This window comes from Mesorhizobium sp. B2-2-4 (genome assembly GCF_006442375.1).
GTDB lineage: Bacteria > Pseudomonadota > Alphaproteobacteria > Rhizobiales > Rhizobiaceae > Mesorhizobium.
The window spans coordinates 415,729-432,883 of record NZ_VFWB01000001.1 but is presented as its reverse complement, the minus strand read 5'-3'; the positions used below and the strand labels follow the sequence as shown (position 1 = coordinate 432,883).

Here is a 17,155-nt window from a genome sequence, read left to right as displayed (position 1 = left end):
ATGTGCACGGCAACGCGTGTGCGACATTCACTTGATATTGGCTTTGATGGCCGCGATGGCATCTTCCTGTGTGTATTCGTGCGTGGCGACACCGCCCTCCTTGATCTTCGGCAGAGCGGCCTCGAAATCGTCCTGAGTGAAGGCGAGATACGGCACCAGCAGGTCGTGGGGAATGTCCTTGCGGCCGTCGAGCACTTGCTGCGCCACCCAGAAGGCGAGCGTCGAGACACCGGGCGCGATCGAGGCCGACCAGGTCTGGTAGCCGTCCTTTTCCTTCTGTTCCTTCCACCATTTCAGCTCGTCCTGGCGGTTGCCCATGATGATGGTCGGGCGCGGCTTGCCGGCGGCGGCGAAGGCTTGCGCGGCGCCATAGCCGTCACCGCCCTGGTCGACGATGCCGACGATTTCGGGCAGCGAGGGCAGGATGGTCGCCACCGCCTTCTGCGCCGTCGTCTGGTCCCAGTCGCCGGTCACCGAGCCGACGATTTTGAATTCGGGGTGAGCGGCGACGCCCTCGAGGATGCCGGCATGGATGGCGTCGTCGATCGAGGTGCCGGCGAGGCCACGGATCTCGAGCAGGTTGCCGCCCTTGGGCTGGAACTTGGCCATATGCTCGACTTCCTGCTTGCCCATGTCCTTATAGTCGACGACGACGCGGTAGGCGCAGGGTTCGGTGACGATGCCGTCGAAGGAAACGACCACGATGCCGGCGTCGCAGGCCTGCTTGATGGCACCGTTCAGCGCGTCGGGCGAGGCGGCGTTGATGACGATGGCGTCATAGCCCTGTAGAATCAGGTTTTGCACCTGGGCTGCCTGGGTCGGCACTTCCTTGTCGGCCGTCGTGAAGACATCGGCGGCCCCGACCACCTTGTCGGCCACCGCCTTCTTGGTGACGGCGTTGTAGCTGTCGAGCATCGCCTGCCGCCACGAATTGCCGGCGTAATTGTTGGAGAAAGCGATCTTCTTGCCGCTGGTGTCGGCAAACGCCGTACCGGCTGCGAGCACCGCTGCAAGGGTGCCCAGGACGAACAGTTTCTTCATGTCATACTCCTCCCGAGTTGCTGGTCTTGATGGCTGCTGGTGACTATCGCGCTTGCGTACCTGTTTTTTATCTATTGTCAGACAAAAGTGCAGAAGGCCGGCGAGCTGTCAACTGCAATCCATAAGATGCCGCTGATCACATTGCGGTGCGACGATTGAAAAGGCTTCGGTGGATGGGCTAGGCATGCGGGCAGGAGGCCGCAGACGCATGGCAGTGACGCCGATCGTTCCCCCGGGGGCTCCGGGAATTCCGGCGCGCTGGACGTCAAGCGCCAAAAGCGGCGTCGGCGCGGCGCTTTCGCCGTCGAGCCGCGTCTGGTTCACGGTCAGCCATGGCATCCTGAACGAGATCTACTATCCCGGTGTCGGCAGTGCCTGCACCCGCGACCTCGGCCTGATTGTCACCGGCCCGAACGGATATTTCTCGGAAGAAAAACGTGATGCCGCGCATGGCATCGAACCGTTCGAAGAAGGCGTGCCAGCCTACAGGCTGGTCAACACCGCTGATGACGGCGCCTACCGGATCGAGAAGCGTATCCTGGCCGACCCTGCACGACCCACCTTGCTGCAGGAGATCACCTTCACGCCGCTCAAGGGCGCGCCGGGCGACTACCGCGTCCACGCCTTGCTGGCGCCGCATCTGGTCAATGCCGGCATGGGCAACACCGCCTGGGTCGGCGACCATGAGGGAGAGCCTGTGCTGTTCGCCTCGGGCCGCGGCACTTGCCTTGCGCTGGCCTCATCGCTGCCCTGGCGGAACGGCTCGGCCGGCTATGTCGGCGTCTCCGACGGCTGGCAGCAACTGCGCAACACCGGTCGGCTCGATCCAGCCTTTCAGCAAGCCGAGGACGGCAATGTAGCGCTGACCGGCGAAATCGGGTTTTCCGCCAACAGCACCAAAACGGTACTGGCGCTGGGCTTCGGGGCGACGTCCGAAGAGGCCGCTCGAAATGCCTTCGCCAGCCTCAGTCAGGGTTTCGCGGCGGCGGCGACGTCCTACGCCGAACAATGGCGCGAATGGCAGGCTGGCCTGCTGCGGCTGGACCGCCGTGGCGCGTCCGGAGTGAACAGCTACAGGATCTCCACCGCCGTCCTGGCGACGCACCGGTCATCGCTCATGCCGGGCGCGGCGGTCGCCAGCCTGTCTATCCCATGGGGCTTCGACAAGGGCGACGACGATCTCGGCGGCTACCATCTGGTCTGGCCGCGCGATCTGGTCGAGACGGCGGGCGGCTTTCTCGCCGCCGGCGATGCCGCTTCGGCCCTGCAAACCCTCGACTATCTCTGCTCCATCCAGCAGCCGGATGGCCACTGGCCGCAGAACGCCTGGCTCGATGGGACAGCTTATTGGCCGGGCATCCAGATGGACGAATGCGCCTTTCCGCTGCTGCTGGCGGATGCGCTGCGGCGCCAGGGCCATTTGCCGCGCGCCAGGCTTTTGGCCTTCCTGCCAATGATCGAGCGCGCCGCAGCCTATGTCGTGCGCAATGGACCCGTCACCGGCGAGGACCGTTGGGAGGAGGATTCCGGTTACAGCCCGTTCACGCTCGCCGTTGAGATCGCGGCGCTGCTTGCCGCCGCGGATATGCTGGAGGCCTGCGGCAAGCAGGACGCAGCAAGCTATCTGCGCGAGACCGCCGACGGCTGGAACGACCAAGTCGAGCGCTGGACCTATGTCACCGGCACGGCAAGCTGCGAGGCGACCGGCGTCGCGGGTTACTATGTCCGCATCGCACCGCCCGACAGCGCCGAGGCCGGTTCGCCGAAGGACGGCTATGTGCCGATCAAAAACCGCCCGCCTGGCGATGCCGACCGGCCGGCGCAGGAAATCGTCAGCCCGGACGCATTGGCCCTGGTGCGCTTTGGCCTCAGGGCAGCCGACGATCCGCGCATCGTCGACACGGTCAAGGTCATCGACGCGCAGCTGCGCCGGCAACTGCCGCAGGGGCCGCTCTGGTATCGCTACACCGGCGACGGCTATGGCGAGCACGAGGACGGCGCGCCATTCGACGGCACCGGCCAGGGCCGCCCCTGGCCGTTGCTCGCCGGCGAACGGGCCCATTACGAGCTGGCGGCCGGACGCAAGGACAAGGCGACCTCGCTGCTGGCGGCAATGGAGGGCTCGTCCGGACCGGGCGGCCTGTTGCCGGAGCAGATCTGGGACGGCGCCGACCTCCCCGAGCGCGAACTGCTGCATGGCAAGCCCTCGGGCAGCGCCATGCCGCTGGTCTGGGCGCATTCCGAACATATCAAGCTGCTGCGCTCGCTGCGCGACGGCGCGGTGTTCGACATGCCGCCGCAAGGCGTCGAACGCTATATCGACAATAGGACCGTCTCGCCGTTCCGGACATGGCGCTTCAACAACAAAATCCGTTCCATGCCGGCCGGCAAGACAATGCGCCTCGAGCTTTTGGCGAAGGCGACCGTCCATTGGAGCGTCGACAATTGGGCGGCCGTGCATGACAGCGCGACCAGCGAGAATGCTTTCGGCATCCACCTCGCTGATCTGCCGGTCGCCGGCCTGCCCGAGGGGAGCACGCTGATCTTCACTTTTTTCTGGCCCGGCAGCGGCGATTGGGAGAATGTCGACTTCTCCGTCATCATTGGTGAACAGGACAGACTGTAGATCCTTCCCGACAGATCCTCTTCAAGACACAAGGATGAGACCATGCAGATCGGAATGATGGGACTGGGCCGAATGGGCGCCAACATGGTCCGGCGCCTGATGCGTGACGGCCACGAATGCGTCGTCTACGACATCAACCCGGCAAGCGTCGCGGCCCTGGTCGGCGACGGCGCCTCGGGGGCTGCATCGATGGCGGAATTCGTCGGCAAGCTCGCCAAGCCGCGCTGCGTGTGGCTGATGCTGCCTGCGGCCATCACCGGCAAGATCGTCGATCAGGTGGCGGCGCTGATGGAACCCGGCGACATCATCATCGACGGCGGCAATTCCTACTATCACGACGACGTCGACCGGACCGCCAAGCTCGCCGCCAAAGGCCTCAACTATGTCGATGTCGGCACCAGCGGCGGCGTCTGGGGCCTGGATCGCGGCTACTGCCTGATGATCGGCGGGCCCGATGACGCGGTCCGGCATCTCGATTCGGTCTTCGCCACGCTGGCGCCCGGCGCGGATGCGGGTGCGCCCGCTCCCGACAAGACGGCCGGCACGGCGCCCTTCGGCTATCTGCATTGTGGCCCGAGTGGCGCCGGCCACTTCGTCAAGATGGTCCATAACGGCATCGAGTACGGCGTCATGGCCGCCTATGCCGAAGGCATGAATATTCTCAAGGCCGGCAATGCCGGCAAGGTCAAGCGCGAGGCCGATGCCGAGACCAGCCCGTTGCAGAACCCCGAATACTACCAGTTCGACATCGACCTTGCCGAAGTGGCCGAGGTCTGGCGGCATGGCAGCGTCATCGGCTCGTGGCTGCTTGATCTCACCGCCGGCGCGTTGAAGAGCGATCCCGGCCTGACCCAGTTTGGCGGACGGGTGTCCGATTCCGGCGAAGGCCGCTGGACCCTGAAAGCGGCCATCGACACCGGCGTGCCTGCGCCGGTGCTGTCCTCGGCCCTCTTCGACCGCTTCTCCTCGCAAGGCGAATCCGAATTCGCCGACAAGCTCTTGTCGGCCATGCGCTATGCATTCGGCGGCCATGTCGAAAAACCGAAGGCCGGCAAGTGACGGCGGCAGGGGAGACGCGCTCATGAGCCCGGAACGGTCCGATACGCTGGTGCTCTTCGGGGCGACCGGCGACCTCGCCCACAAGAAGATATTTCCTTCCCTCTATGCCATGGTCGCCAAGGGAACGCTTACCGAACCGGTGATCGGCGTCGCCTTCGACGCCTGGGATTTGAGGAAATTGCAGGACCGCGCGCGCGACGGCATCGTCAATACGCTCGGCAAGATCGACGAGAAGGTGTTCGCCAAGCTCGCTTCGCTGCTGCGCTATGTCAGCGGCGACTATCGCGACCCGGCCACGTTCGAGAAACTGAAGAGCGCGCTGGGCACCGCCCAGCGGCCGCTGCACTACATGGCGGTGCCGCCGACCATGTTCGAGACGGTGGTCCAGGGCCTGGAGCAATCGGGCACGGCGCGCGGCGCGCGGCTGATGGTGGAAAAGCCCTTCGGCCATGACCTGCAATCGGCGCGCTGGCTGAACCGAGTGCTGCATCTGGTGTTCGACGAACAGTCGATCTTCCGCATCGATCACTATCTCGGCAAGGAGGCGATCCAGAACCTGCTCTATTTCCGCTTCGCCAATTCCTTCCTGGAACCGATCTGGAACCGCAATTTCGTCGAGAGCGTGCAGATCACCATGGCCGAGGATTTCGGCATCGATGGGCGCGGCCGCTTCTATGACGAGGTCGGCTGCGTCAGGGACGTCATCGAGAACCATCTGCTCAACATCCTCCTGCTGCTTGCGATGGAACCGCCGGTCGGCCGTTCCGCCGACGACCTGATCGACGAGAAGGTGCAGGTGCTGCGCGCGATCCGCACCCTGACCAAGGACGATATCGTGCGTGGCCAATTCGACGGCTATCTCGCCGAGCCCGGCGTGGCGCCCAACTCGCCGGTCGAAACCTTCGCGGCGGTGCGCTTCCTCGTCGACACCTGGCGCTGGCGGGACGTGCCGTTCTTCATCCGCGCCGGCAAGAACATGCCGGTGCATGCCACGGAGGTGATCGTGCGGCTGAAGCGGCCGCCGCTCGATGTCTTCGACCCGATCAAGCCGAACGACGCCAACTATGTGCGCTTCCGCATCGACCCGCAGGTGGCGATCTCGATCGGCGCCCAGCGCAAGGCAGCGGGCGACGACATGGTCGGCGAACAGGTCGAACTGACGGCGCTCGACGACAGCAAGGGCGATATGCCGCCCTATGAACGGCTGATCGGCGATGCCATGAACGGCAATGGCCAGCTTTTTACCCGCCAGGACGCCAGCGAACTTGCCTGGCGCATCGTCGGGCCGGTCCTCGGCGACACCACGCCGCCGCATCTTTATGAACCGAAGACCTGGGGGCCGGCAGCCGCCATGAACGGCTTCGGGCCGCCGAACGGCTGGATCAATCCATCGAAATAGGCTGGGAGAGGGCAGCATGGCCAGGACGGCAAGGCCGAAAGCGGCGAGCGGCGATCCGATCGTGCTGTCGATCGACATAGGCGGCTCGCACGTCAAGATCCTCACCAGCTCAGGCGGTGCTGAGCGCCGCGCCGATTCCGGGCCGGACCTGAGGCCCCAGCAGATGATCGATGCGGTGAAGGCGCTGGCCGACGGACTGTCCTACGACGTCATCTCGATGGGCTATCCCGGCCCGGTGCATCACAACAGGCCCTTGTTCGATCCCGCCAATCTCGGCAAAGGCTGGGCCGGCTTCGACTTCGCCGCGCAGTTCGGCAAACCGGTCAAGGTGGTCAACGACGCGCTGATGCAGGCCATCGGCAGCTATGAAGGCGGTCGCATGCTGTTCCTGGGGTTGGGAACCGGCCTGGGTGCGGCGATGATCGTCGACAACGTCGCCCAACCGATGGAACTCGCCCATCTTCCCTATAAGAAGGGCAAGAGCTTCGAGGACTATGTCGGTGAGCGCGGCCTGATAAAACGCGGCAAGAAGAAATGGCGAAAATCCGTTTTCGACGTCGTCGACCGGCTGCGCGCCGCCATGCAGCCCGATTATGTCGTCATCGGCGGCGGCAATGTCGACAAGCTCGGCGATTTGCCCGCCGACAGCAGGCGCGGCGACAACACACGCGCCTTCGAAGGCGGATTTCGTCTGTGGCGAGACAAGGCCCTGATCGTCTGATAGTATTACAGTTCAGTATAGTTATTCAAAATAATGTGTGACGCGGGGCCAAGTCGTTGCATTGCGCAGATTTGCCGACTAGGAATTCCGGCGCACTACATCGCGACGAACCGCGAGGGACGTGCAAAGACGCCGCCGCACTTTAACTTTGCGCATCATCCCATCCGAAACTGTGCCGATTTCGGGCCCCATACGCCATAGACGGAGGAAAATAGATTGACCGACGACAGCAACGACGCTCGCAAGGATATCGACCTTCTCGAGCTGACCGCCCATATCGTGTCGGCTTACGTCGAGAAGAACCGCCTGCCCGCCTCCGGCCTGGCCGACCTCATCGCCAGCGTCAGCGCTTCGATCAGCGGGCTCGGCCAGCCGGCCGTACCCGTGGCGGCGCCGCTCGTGCCGGCGGTCAATCCCAAGAAGTCGGTGACGCCGGATTTCATCATCTGCCTGGAGGACGGCAAGAAGTTCAAATCGCTGAAGCGTCATCTGGGCGTGCATTTCGGCCTGACGCCGGACGCCTACCGCGCCAAATGGGGCTTGCCGTCGGACTATCCGATGGTCGCTCCCAATTACGCGGCCTCGCGTTCGGAACTGGCTAAGTCGATCGGTCTCGGCCGCAAGGCCGTCGCCCCGAAAGCGCCGGCCAGGGGCAGGAAAGCCAAGGTCTCGGCCTGAGCGCGCATTCCGGCGCTGAGCCAATGGTTTGATTGAGGCCTGCCGGCGGTCCGTCTTGGCAGGCTGCCCGATCTTACGCTCTTCCATGGCGAGCGCGCAATTGCAGGGCGGGCTCGATGCCATCTCCGGCGCGCTGAGGGAATGATTTTCCACCCCGTCTGCAGACTGGCAGGAAACCTCAGTTCGCTGCCGGAACGGAACAGCTCAGATCGCCTTCCTTGCAATTCAGGTAACCCTCGAAATCCTTGACCCGGGATTGCGTCAGGCCATCCATGCACATCGAGAGGAGCATGGGGACCACGCTGCCTCCGGCCGCTCCCGCGATCTGGAAATTGCACTCGGCGTCGCGGAACTTGATCCAATTCTGCTGCGCTTGGACAAGAAGCTTCTTGGTATCCGCGTCGTCCTTCAGGCGGGTTTCGATCTGCTTGTAAAGTTCGTTGAGCTTCTTGTCGGATTTCCTGAACGAAGCATCGGCGCACTGGTTCATGGTGGCCTGATCCTTGGCGTCGGCACACTTGTCCTTGGCAAAAGCGAAAGCCGGCATGGCCAGAACCACGGCGGTGGTCAGAATTGCGGTTTTCATTGGTCTCGTCCTCTTTGCAGGTGAGCGGCATCGTCATTCCGTAACGGTTTCGGCGAAGCACCTGGCCAGCTTTTCCGGTGCTCCAAGCTTCTTCGCCCAGGATACCAGTCCAGGCTTTTCCGATGGATCGGCATAGCCGCCCCATACGTCACGAAACTGCTTCTTTCCGTCGACGGTCTGGAAGAACATCACGCCGTCATCGCTCACAGGCGTGGAGACATAAGCGGCGCTCCAGTTGCCGCTTTCCAAGATGGTGATGAACTTGGCGCGGGCGGGCTTGAACTTATTGTCCATCGCCGAAGCGACGAGCGGTGCATATTCCTGTTTGCGCGCCTTCGTCACTTCGACCTCGACGCCGTCGCAGGCATCGTTCGCGAAAGCAGATGTCGGTATCAATCCCGCCAGCCCGATCATGACGGTTTTGGCGTGCCGTCGAACCAAGTCGCCGAATTCAGACATGGGTGGTTTTCCTCTTCCTTTGCGGAGTGTGGCTGTCAGTCGGAATCGTCGTCATCGGACGAATTGTCATCGTCAGGCGCATCGACCTGGCAGCCGATGCCATTGCACCCCTGATAGTTGCCCTGCGTATCGAAGCTTGGATTGCCGGGCTGTGGCCCATGCATTCGACGACTTTGCGGCCGGCCGTCGCAATTCCTCAAGTCGAGGGGAGCGCTCCCAGCGGGAGCCGCCTTGGCGAATGTCCATTTCCCTCTCCATGCCTAGCGCCCATCCGCCCAAGCATGCCAACGATCCGCCGGCGCGGTTGATGTATCCATAGGTTGTAGCCGATGTCGCCGGCTAGCAAGGGAAAATTGCCAGATCTTGAGTCCTGTTTTGAGAATGCTTAATAATCCAGTAAGCGCCCTGCTTGATTTAGCAAGTACTTAAATACAATTGACAGAAAGGCTCCAGCAAAAAGATTGCTGGGTTACGCCTACGCTTTTCGACTATTCCAGCATAAAATGGTCTATTATTCCAATTCACAAGGGACGACGATATATAAGGGTGAAGTTACGCTCGACATTATCGCCAGAACCCCAATGTATTGGTAGGTTTCGGCCAGGCCAGTGGGCAGGCCAAAAGAATGCTGCTCACGGATCGGCTTTCAAGGTTATCGCGTGCACGATGGGGGAGACATGCGGTCTTCGAGACACCCGATAGGCTTTCCTGTCCCGCCGGGTCTTGGCGGGTGAGTTTCGTGTGCGTTCGATGGAACACGTCACAAAATCCTTGATCCAGAACCTGTTTTTTGCGCGCGTCATACGTCGAACTGGGCTAAAGGGTTCCCCGGCCGGACCAGCGTCCATCGTGGAAGTGCCCCGCCGGCCTCCATCCTTCTAACGGGGCCTCGTTCCATGACCTCCGAACAGATATCACCGGACCAGCGCTATGCCGCGTTCCGCCATCGCTCCTTCCTGAGCTATTGGGCGGCGCGCTTCCTCACCACATTCGCCACCATGATCGTGTCCGTCGCGGTCGGCTGGCAGATGTACGATCTGACCCGCGACCCGCTCGATCTCGGGCTTGTCGGCATCGTCCAGTTCCTGCCTGCGCTGCTCCTGGTGCTGGTCACAGGGGTCGTTGCCGACCGTTTCGGCCGCCGGCTGATCATGGCGCTGGCGGTGCTGCTCGAGGCGATCTGCGCGCTCGCGCTGCTCATCCTGACCCTGCGCGGCATCAGCGGCCCGCTGCCAATCTTCATCGTGCTCGCCATGTTCGGCATTGCCCGCGCCTTCTTCGGACCGGCCTCGTCGTCGCTGTTCGCCAATCTGGTGCCGCCCCGGGATTTCGCCAACGCCATCGCCTGGAACTCGTCGGCCTGGCAGACGGCGACCATCGTCGGGCCGGTCGCCGGCGGCCTGCTCTACGGCGTATCGGCCGAGGTGGCCTATGGCACGGCCACGGCGCTGATGCTCGTCGCCGGGCTGCTGATCTTCACCATACCGAGGCCGGCGCAGCGCAGCGAGACCGACAAGCCGACCATGCAGACCCTGTTCGCCGGCTTCGGTTACATCTGGGGCGAGAAGATCGTGCTTGGCGCCATCTCGCTCGATCTCTTCGCCGTGCTGCTGTCCGGCGCCTCGGCGCTGCTGCCGATCTATGCCCGCGACATATTGCAACTCGGCCCTTGGGGGCTTGGTTTGCTGCGCTCGGCGCCAGGGGTGGGTGCCATCTGTGTCGCCATCTGGCTCGCTGGTCATCCTATCCGCAACCACGCGGGCCTGATCATGCTCGGCTTCGTGGCCGCGTTCGGCGCCTTTACGGTGCTGTTCGGCCTGTCGACCTTCACCTGGCTGTCGATCCTGGCATTGGCCTTCCTCGGCGCCACCGACATGTTCAGCGTCTACATCAGGGAAACCTTGATCCAGCTCTGGACCCCCGATCATGTCCGCGGCCGCGTCAACGCCGTCAATCAGGTCTTCGTCGGCGCCTCCAACGAGCTCGGCGAATTCCGCGCCGGCACCATGGCGGCGCTGATCGGCACGGTGCCTGCCGTCGTCATCGGCGGCGTCGGCGCCATTGCCGTTGCCGGCCTGTGGGCCTATCTGTTCCCGGCGCTCCGAAGGGTGCGGCACCTCAGTGGACGAAACTGACGGGCATCGAATTCAGGTCCACCGGTATCGGCGGGCTGCGAATCTGTGCTAAGCCGCCGCCCGACCAACCAAAGGACGATACCTGTGAGCGAACCGACCGTGGCTGAGGCAACCGAGAGTATCTATGTGTCGCTGCGGGCCGACAATGCCGATCTCGACGCCCATATCGCGACGCTTAAGGCAGCGCTGGCACGAGAGGGGATGAAGCAGGCGGTGTTCGATCCCACCAAACTGGCGCAGAACAACCGCTCGGGCCGCAAATTGATGCAGGCTTATTTTCGTCAGCGCGGCGTGAGCGTGACGTTTTCGAACTAGCAGGCGTTAAACGACCCGCCATCAGGGGATGGTTGTGCCGCGACCGCGCCGTCGGCCGCCGAAAATCAGCACCAGGAACTCGTCCAGCCAGCGCTTGAGGTGCATGTCCCAGATCAGCCTGCCGCCGAGATGGTCGCGGCCGGGCTGGGCGCCCGGCAATTCGAAGCGGTGCGCGCCGCGCACCACCCAGCGCTGCATCATCAGCCTGGTTAATTCGCCGTGGAACTGGATGCCCCAGGCATTGTCGCGGTAGCGGAAAGCCTGGTTGGGATAGGTCTCGGCGGTCGCCAGCAAGGTCGCGTCGCTCGGCAGCGAAAAACCTTCGCGGTGGAACTGATAGACCATTTCCGGCCAGCGCATCAGTTTCTGGCCCGCTTCCGTCGCCTTCAACGGATACCAGCCGATCTCGACAAGCCCTTCGCCATGCCCCTCGACCTTGCCGCCCAAATGGTTGACCAGCATCTGCGCGCCAAGGCAGATGCCCAGCAGCGGCCGGTTCTCGCGCAGCGGAACCTCAAGCCACTCGGTCTCGCGGCGGACGAACTCGTCCTCGTCATTGGCGCTCATCGGCCCGCCGAACACCACGGCCCCGGCATGGCCGTCGAGCGTCTCTGGCAAGGGATCGCCAAGCGGCGGGCGGCGGATGTCGAGATCGAAGCCCTCTTCGAGAAGCATGTGGCCGACGCGCCCGGGGCTCGAATTCTCCTGATGCAGCACGATCAGGATTCTCGGCTTCGAACGCGGCGGCATCGGCGGCATCGGCGGATGGATCCTATTCGTCGCTCGACGTTCCACGGGCCCCCGGCGCCGCGGCCGCCGCCTTGCGGCGCGCCTCGATGCGATCCTGGCGTTCGACGCCGATCAGCTCGGCAACGCGCCAGACCGTGTTGTCTTCCAACTCGTGCAGCTCGCCATCGGCATAGACGATCTCCCACATCAGGCCGATGAAAGCCTTGCGGCCTTCGGCATCGAGGTGGCGCTTCAGCACGCTGGTGAAGGCATAGAGGTCGATCGCCTCGTTGTCGGCGCGCTCGCCGGCGGCGGCCAGCGCGTCGAGCTCGTTGCCGCTGACCGAATAGGCCTGCGCCAGCACTGCCTTGAACCGTTCCCACTCGACGTCCTGGCGCACGCCGTCGGCGCTCATCACGTGGTAGAGCAGCGCCGAGGCTGCCACGCGCGGATCATCGGCGCTGGCGCGGGCGCCGGTGCCGGTCGGCAAATCCCTCAGAAACGACAAAACGCGTTCGAACATCGATCCATTCCCAAACGGCCGGGCCACCCAGCCAACTCAAAACAACCGGAACCGGCGCGGCGACTTTTCCGCCGCATCGTCCGGATCGACGCCGGGATCGTCCGGCAGGCGTGCCAGTTCCTGCGCCGGTTCGACGGCCTCGGCATCGGCGGGCACCGCGGCGAAAGCCTGCGCCGTCACCGGCCTGACGTGGTCCTGATCGTTCTCGGCCTGCTTGCCGGCCGTCTCGCCGCCCGGGCCAGCGTGATCGATCACCTCGACCGACTCTTCCTGCGCCGGCCTGCCCGGCGCCTCGATCGCCACCGCCGGGGCGTCCGGCGCATCGTCACGGCTGTCGATCAGCTGGCCGAGACGCTCCATCGGGGCGCGCCACTCGAAGGCGTCAAGCCGGCCGGTGACCGGCGATACCGGCGCCCAGCGCTCCGAGACGACGCCGTCGGCGACCCAAGCCGGGTCGCGCGGCGCCCGCACCGCCTTGGACAAGAGCTGTCGCACCTTGCCTTGGTCGCCCGTCTCGGCTTCTTCGATGTCGGCTAAAAGCAGATAGGCGCCCTCGCGGCGGTCCATCCGGATCGCCGCCTCGGCTTCGCGGCGGGCAGTCGCAAAATCCTGTGCATCGAGCGCGGCGCGCGCCACCGTCATCGAGGATTCGGCGTGGTTCTTCTTCATCTCCTGCAATTTCCTCGCCCGGTTGAGGCGATCGAGCACGGCGTCACCCGGCCTGGCATGGGTATAGAGCTCCGCTATCTCCGGATGCGGTTCGGCCCTCCAGGCTGTCTCGAGGATCTTCGAGCCCTTGCGCACGTCGTTCTGGCGAAACAGCAGCGTCGCAGCCGCGACCGCGGCCGGCGCGAACTCCGGCTGCAGCCGATTGGCCTCTATCGCCGCCGTGCGGGCGGCTGCGGGATCGCTGTCGGCGAGTGACTGCGCCTTGGCGGTCAACAGCACGGCGCGTCGGCGGTTGGCGGCGTCACGTTCGATCTGGCGGGTCGCCTTCTGCGCCTCGACCAGCTTCAGCGCGCCGTCCCAGTCGCCGCGCCCGGTCAGCTCTTCAAGCGTCGATTCGGCCGCCCAGGCCAGTTGCGGCGCCATGCCGGCGGCGCGCCCGGCATAGTGCCTGGCGGCATTGCGGTCCCCCAGGCGCTCGGCTTCGAGATAAAGCCCGCGCAGGCCGAGCAGCCGCATTTCGGGATCGTCGAGCATGCTCTCGAATTTCTGGCGCGCGCCTTCGTGGTCGCCTTCGAGCAGCGAAGCCTGGGCCTCGAGCAGATGGATCAATGGCTCCTGGTCGGAGCGGATCAGCTTGGCCGCTTCCTTGGTCTTCTTGCGGGCCAGCGCGCCGTCGCCGGCGCCGGCGGCGATCATGCCGGTCGACAGCGCCTGATAGCCGCGGTCGCGGCGCCGCACCCGGAAATAGCGCGAAATGGTGTAGGGGCTGTTCCAGACCGACTTGATCAGCCACCACAGGATCATGACCGCCGCGACGACAGCGACCACCGCCACCGCCGCCACCATCAGGCTGACCTGATACTGGTAGCCGTTGAAGGTGATGACCATGTCACCCGGCCGGTCCGCCAGCCAGGCAAAGCCTAGGCCCAGCGCGAAGACGACGGCGAGGAAGAGCAGGATTCGGATCATCGCCAGTTCCTCACGCCTTCATCGCGCCTGATATCAGCGCATCGATCAGCGTCTCGACCTCGATGCGTGCCTTCAGCTTGCCGGCAAAATCGGCGCCGGCCGCCTTTGCAGGCGCGGGCAGCGTCTCATATTCGGTGAGCGCCTTGGCATAGTCGCCCTGATTGACCGCCACCTCCATGCGCGCAATGGTTTCCGGCGCGCCGGCGCCCTGGACAGCGCCGATCGGCCGGACCTTGACCAGCGATTCGGCGCTCGACAGAAGGTTCTGCAGCAGCCCGGCATTTTCGTCGACCGGCGTGGCCGCCGCGACCATGGCGTTGGCGGCGGCATCCATCTGCGATGCGATCTCGGTGCGGGTCTGGACGCCCTTTTGCGCGTAGGCACGCAGAGCCGCAAGCTGCGGCGCGTCCGGCGCGATCGCGGCGAAGGTCTCAAGCTCGGCACCAAACGGCGCGCCCCGGTCGAGCGCCGCCTTCAGTGCCGAAGCGGCGATGGCGAGCGCAACCTTCGGCTGTCCGGCCTGCGCCTCGACCTTGCCGGAAAGCTGCGCCACCGACTGCTCCAGCGCGGTGAGCCGGCCGTCCTGCTTCGCCGCCGACTCGCCGGCCGATTTCACCAGCGCATCGAGGCCGGCCACCCTTTCATTGAGCGGACCGAGATCGACTGGGGCCGGGTTGCCGGCCTTGCCGAGCGCCGTAACCGCCGTCTCGATCTGCCTGACCTTGTCGCCAAGCGCGGCCAGCCCGGCATTGTCGCCCGCTCCGCCTTGCTCGACCGCCGATTTGAGCGCTGCGACATCCGTCCTGACCTGATCCAACGCCGCGGACAACCCGTCGACCTTGGCCGACGCACCGCCGTCGCCGGCTTGCCTCAGATCCGCGATCTCGGTTCTGAGCGCGGCGATTTCGCCGTTGACGCCTTCGAGCGAGACGCTGGGAGCGGACCCCGGCGCGCCGAGCAGGCCGGCGAACTGCAATCCGCCGGCGCCGACCAGTGCGATGACACCGCCGATGATGCCGGCCGCGATGCCGTTGACCCGCTTCGGCGGTGGCGGTGCGGATGCGGTTTTCCCGTTCCCCGCCGAGGCGCCGGTCACTGGCCCGGCCGGTTCAGGTTCGGCGCGCTTCGCCGATGTGTCCTCGAAACTGTAGTCGAAGGCGCCGGCCTTGCCAGCGGCGTCGTCCGGGGAACCGGGGTAGGCTGCCGCCGGTTCGTCCGCCTCGGCGGCGCGTTCCGCGGATCGTTCCGATCGGGGCGCTGTCGCCTCGGCGTGCTCCCAGGGTTCTAGATCGGTCTGGTCGGCGTGCACAGGCTCTTCGGGCGCCTCCGGCCGCGAGGCGTTCGCGGCTTCCTCCGCCTTGGCCTCGTCGGTTTGCGCCCCGGCCCTGGCGGCATTCTCGTCGGCGATGCGGGAAACGGCGCCGGGCTCAAGTTCGATGGTCACCGGCTCGCGGCGGCTTTTCGAATGTCGCATCTTCGGCGTCTTCACCATGCTTGGGCTCCGCAAATTCGCTTGGGGATGGTTCAAAGAGGGTCTAGCACATCACCAAGCGGTGAAAAGGGGCGGTGTGATGACGCGGCTCAGGACCGGGGCCGCAAAAGCGAAAGCAGCGCACCCTCGTCGGGCCGTGCGGCTATGTGGATACGGTCGCCAGCGACGTCGCCAAGGACAGCGGCGATGCGATGCGACAGGGCAAAAACCCGCGTCTTGTCAAAGGCTTCATGCAGCGCAGGCCGCCTGACCAGGGCCTGCAGCGCGGCAGCCGCCCTGGCGGAATAGAGCAGCACCGCATCCGCGGTTTGCCCCGACAGACGGGCAAGCACGGCCTCGTCCGAATAGGTCACGGCGAGGGTGTTGTATGTCTCGACGGGGCGGACCCTGACATCGGCAGCTTGCAGCCGCTGCTCGAATGCCGGGAAGCGCACGCGTCCGCAGAGATAGACAATGGTCTTGCCCTGGAATTCGCCGGCAAGACTGCCGGCAAGACCTTCGGCATTGCCGGGACCTTCGCTGACGGACAAAAATCCTGCTTCACGCGCGGCTTGCGCGGTCCTCTTGCCGACGGCATGGCAAGGCAAGTCCGAAAGCCGGGCGACGACCTCCTTAGGCGCAAAGCGCACGCCATTGGCGCTGGTCACCGCAACGGCCACGGCATTGCCGATGACGAGGTCCGTATCGATCGGCAAGGCCACCGTCTCGGTCAGCGGCAAAAGCAGCGGTAGAAACCCCATGTCCTTGAGCATTCGCGCGGTGCGGGAGGCGCCCGGTTGAGGCCGCGTCACCAGAACGCGCTGCACCGTCAGGCCCAGCCGTCGAAGAATGTCTCGCCGGCCCTGGCCCGCACCGTCCTTGCCGCCTCTTCACCGATGCGGGCGGCATCCAGCGCCAGGCCTTTCATCTCGACCATGTGCGACTGCGTGCCATCAGGCGAGATGATCAATCCCGCGAAAGAAAGGTCCGCGCCGTCTATCACGGCATGACCGGCAATCGGCGTGCGGCAGGAGCCGTCGAGGGCCGCCAGGAAAGCGCGCTCGCAAGCCAGCGCCTGTCCGGTCGGCAGGTCGTGGATGGCCGCCAGCATCTGTTCGACGTCGCCATCGCCTATGCGGGTTTCGATGCCGATCGCGCCTTGGCCCGGCGCCGGCGGAAAGATGTCGAGCGGGATCAGATCGGTGACCACGTGGCCGAGCCCGAGCCGCTTCAGCCCGGCATGGGCGAGGATGGTGCCGGCGGCAACGCCTTCATCGAGCTTGCGCAGCCGCGTCTGCACATTGCCACGAAACATCACCACGTCGAGATCCGGCCGCATGCGGCGGATCAGCGCCTGCCGCCTGAGCGACGACGAGCCGACTTTGGCGCCACGCGGCAGGTCTGCAATCGTCTTAGCCGCCTTGCCGACGAAAGCATCGCGCGCGTCCTCGCGCGGCAGGAAAGCAGACAGCTCCAGCCCATCGGGCAACTGCGTCGGCATGTCCTTCGAGGAATGCACGGCAATGTCGATCGCGCGGGCGAGCAGCGCCTCCTCGATCTCCTTGGTGAAGAGGCCCTTGCCGCCAGCTTCCGACAGCGGCCGGTCCTGGATGCGGTCGCCGGTGGTCGAGATGACGACGATTTCGAACGCTTCTTGCGGCAAACCATGCGCCGCCATAAGCCGCGCCTGGGTTTCCTGCGCCTGCGCCAGCGCCAGCGGGCTGCCGCGTGTTCCGATCTTCAAGATTGTTTGCATGGCGCGCGGTCCGTGATAA

General features: G+C 64.8%; 16 protein-coding genes. 7 read left to right on the top strand and 9 right to left on the bottom strand.

The window, feature by feature from the left end; genetic code table 11:
- Positions 1-27: 27 nt before the first annotated feature.
- A complete protein-coding gene (locus FJ959_RS02220) occupies positions 28-1,041 on the bottom strand; it encodes an ABC transporter substrate-binding protein (RefSeq protein ID WP_140492600.1) in 1,014 nt (337 codons plus the stop codon).
- Positions 1,042-1,249: 208 nt separating this feature from the next.
- Between FJ959_RS02220 and FJ959_RS02215 the strand changes: the two genes are divergently transcribed.
- The 5 genes from FJ959_RS02215 to FJ959_RS02195 all read left to right on the top strand — a co-directional run bounded on the left by FJ959_RS02215 (position 1,250) and on the right by FJ959_RS02195 (position 7,524).
- Positions 1,250-3,667: a glucan 1,4-alpha-glucosidase gene (locus FJ959_RS02215; RefSeq protein ID WP_140628197.1), complete on the top strand. Its 2,418-nt coding sequence runs from the start codon at positions 1,250-1,252 to the stop codon at positions 3,665-3,667.
- A gap of 42 nt (positions 3,668-3,709) precedes the next feature.
- The gene (gene gnd, locus FJ959_RS02210) at positions 3,710-4,726 is read left to right on the top strand and encodes a phosphogluconate dehydrogenase (NAD(+)-dependent, decarboxylating) (protein ID WP_140628194.1); all 1,017 of its coding nucleotides are present in this window, start codon (positions 3,710-3,712) and stop codon (positions 4,724-4,726) included.
- 22 nt (positions 4,727-4,748) lie between these two features.
- A complete protein-coding gene (gene zwf / locus FJ959_RS02205; RefSeq protein ID WP_140492609.1) occupies positions 4,749-6,125 on the top strand; it encodes a glucose-6-phosphate dehydrogenase in 1,377 nt (458 codons plus the stop codon).
- Between the two features lie 16 nt (positions 6,126-6,141).
- Positions 6,142-6,846, top strand: coding sequence for an ROK family protein (locus FJ959_RS02200; protein WP_140492612.1), 705 nt, complete (start codon positions 6,142-6,144; stop codon positions 6,844-6,846).
- Positions 6,847-7,062: 216 nt separating this feature from the next.
- Positions 7,063-7,524, top strand: coding sequence for a MucR family transcriptional regulator (locus FJ959_RS02195; RefSeq protein ID WP_140492615.1), 462 nt, complete (start codon positions 7,063-7,065; stop codon positions 7,522-7,524).
- A gap of 178 nt (positions 7,525-7,702) precedes the next feature.
- On the opposite strand, the gene FJ959_RS02190 is transcribed toward FJ959_RS02195, so the two are convergent.
- On the bottom strand, positions 7,703-8,110 hold the full coding sequence (locus tag FJ959_RS02190; RefSeq protein ID WP_140492618.1) for a lysozyme inhibitor LprI family protein: 408 nt from the start codon (positions 8,108-8,110) through the stop codon (positions 7,703-7,705).
- Between the two features lie 33 nt (positions 8,111-8,143).
- Complete coding sequence (locus FJ959_RS02185) at positions 8,144-8,569, bottom strand: hypothetical protein (RefSeq protein WP_140492621.1); 426 nt, start codon at positions 8,567-8,569, stop codon at positions 8,144-8,146.
- 896 nt (positions 8,570-9,465) lie between these two features.
- Between FJ959_RS02185 and FJ959_RS02180 the strand changes: the two genes are divergently transcribed.
- Both FJ959_RS02180 and FJ959_RS02175 read left to right on the top strand, forming a co-directional pair.
- Positions 9,466-10,704: an MFS transporter gene (locus FJ959_RS02180; protein WP_140628191.1), complete on the top strand. Its 1,239-nt coding sequence runs from the start codon at positions 9,466-9,468 to the stop codon at positions 10,702-10,704.
- Positions 10,705-10,788: 84 nt separating this feature from the next.
- Entirely contained in the window at positions 10,789-11,019 is a 231-nt protein-coding gene (locus FJ959_RS02175) for a hypothetical protein (RefSeq protein ID WP_140492627.1), read from the top strand.
- 21 nt (positions 11,020-11,040) lie between these two features.
- Here FJ959_RS02175 and FJ959_RS02170 read toward each other — a convergent pair whose 3' ends face one another.
- The 6 genes from FJ959_RS02170 to hemC form a co-directional block, all read right to left on the bottom strand.
- Complete coding sequence (locus tag FJ959_RS02170; RefSeq protein WP_140492630.1) at positions 11,041-11,769, bottom strand: glutamine amidotransferase; 729 nt, start codon at positions 11,767-11,769, stop codon at positions 11,041-11,043.
- A 22-nt stretch (positions 11,770-11,791) separates the two neighbouring features.
- Positions 11,792-12,271 (bottom strand): TerB family tellurite resistance protein, encoded by a 480-nt coding sequence (locus FJ959_RS02165; protein ID WP_140492633.1) that lies wholly within the window; start codon positions 12,269-12,271, stop codon positions 11,792-11,794.
- Positions 12,272-12,307: 36 nt separating this feature from the next.
- Positions 12,308-13,909 (bottom strand): heme biosynthesis protein HemY, encoded by a 1,602-nt coding sequence (locus FJ959_RS02160; RefSeq protein ID WP_140513961.1) that lies wholly within the window; start codon positions 13,907-13,909, stop codon positions 12,308-12,310.
- Positions 13,910-13,919: 10 nt separating this feature from the next.
- Entirely contained in the window at positions 13,920-15,401 is a 1,482-nt protein-coding gene (locus FJ959_RS02155; RefSeq protein WP_140628188.1) for a COG4223 family protein, read from the bottom strand.
- A gap of 89 nt (positions 15,402-15,490) precedes the next feature.
- The gene (locus tag FJ959_RS02150; protein WP_140628185.1) at positions 15,491-16,207 is read right to left on the bottom strand and encodes a uroporphyrinogen-III synthase; all 717 of its coding nucleotides are present in this window, start codon (positions 16,205-16,207) and stop codon (positions 15,491-15,493) included.
- A gap of 2 nt (positions 16,208-16,209) precedes the next feature.
- Entirely contained in the window at positions 16,210-17,136 is a 927-nt protein-coding gene (gene hemC / locus FJ959_RS02145) for a hydroxymethylbilane synthase (protein ID WP_140554831.1), read from the bottom strand.
- Between the last annotated feature and the right edge of the window lie 19 nt (positions 17,137-17,155).

Bases quoted from the DNA above. Each gene is read 5' to 3' on its own strand.
- FJ959_RS02190 (WP_140492618.1), bottom strand. From the start codon at position 8,110: ATGAAAACCGCAATTCTGACCACCGCCGTGGTTCTGGCCATGCCGGCT.
- hemC (WP_140554831.1), bottom strand. From the start codon at position 17,136: ATGCAAACAATCTTGAAGATCGGAACACGCGGCAGCCCGCTGGCGCTG.
- FJ959_RS02220 (WP_140492600.1), bottom strand. From the start codon at position 1,041: ATGAAGAAACTGTTCGTCCTGGGCACCCTTGCAGCGGTGCTCGCAGCC.
- FJ959_RS02160 (WP_140513961.1), bottom strand. From the start codon at position 13,909: ATGATCCGAATCCTGCTCTTCCTCGCCGTCGTCTTCGCGCTGGGCCTA.
- FJ959_RS02200 (WP_140492612.1), top strand. From the start codon at position 6,142: ATGGCCAGGACGGCAAGGCCGAAAGCGGCGAGCGGCGATCCGATCGTG.
- FJ959_RS02215 (WP_140628197.1), top strand. From the start codon at position 1,250: ATGGCAGTGACGCCGATCGTTCCCCCGGGGGCTCCGGGAATTCCGGCG.
- FJ959_RS02165 (WP_140492633.1), bottom strand. From the start codon at position 12,271: ATGTTCGAACGCGTTTTGTCGTTTCTGAGGGATTTGCCGACCGGCACC.
- FJ959_RS02185 (WP_140492621.1), bottom strand. From the start codon at position 8,569: ATGTCTGAATTCGGCGACTTGGTTCGACGGCACGCCAAAACCGTCATG.
- FJ959_RS02180 (WP_140628191.1), top strand. From the start codon at position 9,466: ATGACCTCCGAACAGATATCACCGGACCAGCGCTATGCCGCGTTCCGC.
- gnd (WP_140628194.1), top strand. From the start codon at position 3,710: ATGCAGATCGGAATGATGGGACTGGGCCGAATGGGCGCCAACATGGTC.
- FJ959_RS02170 (WP_140492630.1), bottom strand. From the start codon at position 11,769: ATGCCGCCGCGTTCGAAGCCGAGAATCCTGATCGTGCTGCATCAGGAG.
- zwf (WP_140492609.1), top strand. From the start codon at position 4,749: ATGAGCCCGGAACGGTCCGATACGCTGGTGCTCTTCGGGGCGACCGGC.
- FJ959_RS02155 (WP_140628188.1), bottom strand. From the start codon at position 15,401: ATGGTGAAGACGCCGAAGATGCGACATTCGAAAAGCCGCCGCGAGCCG.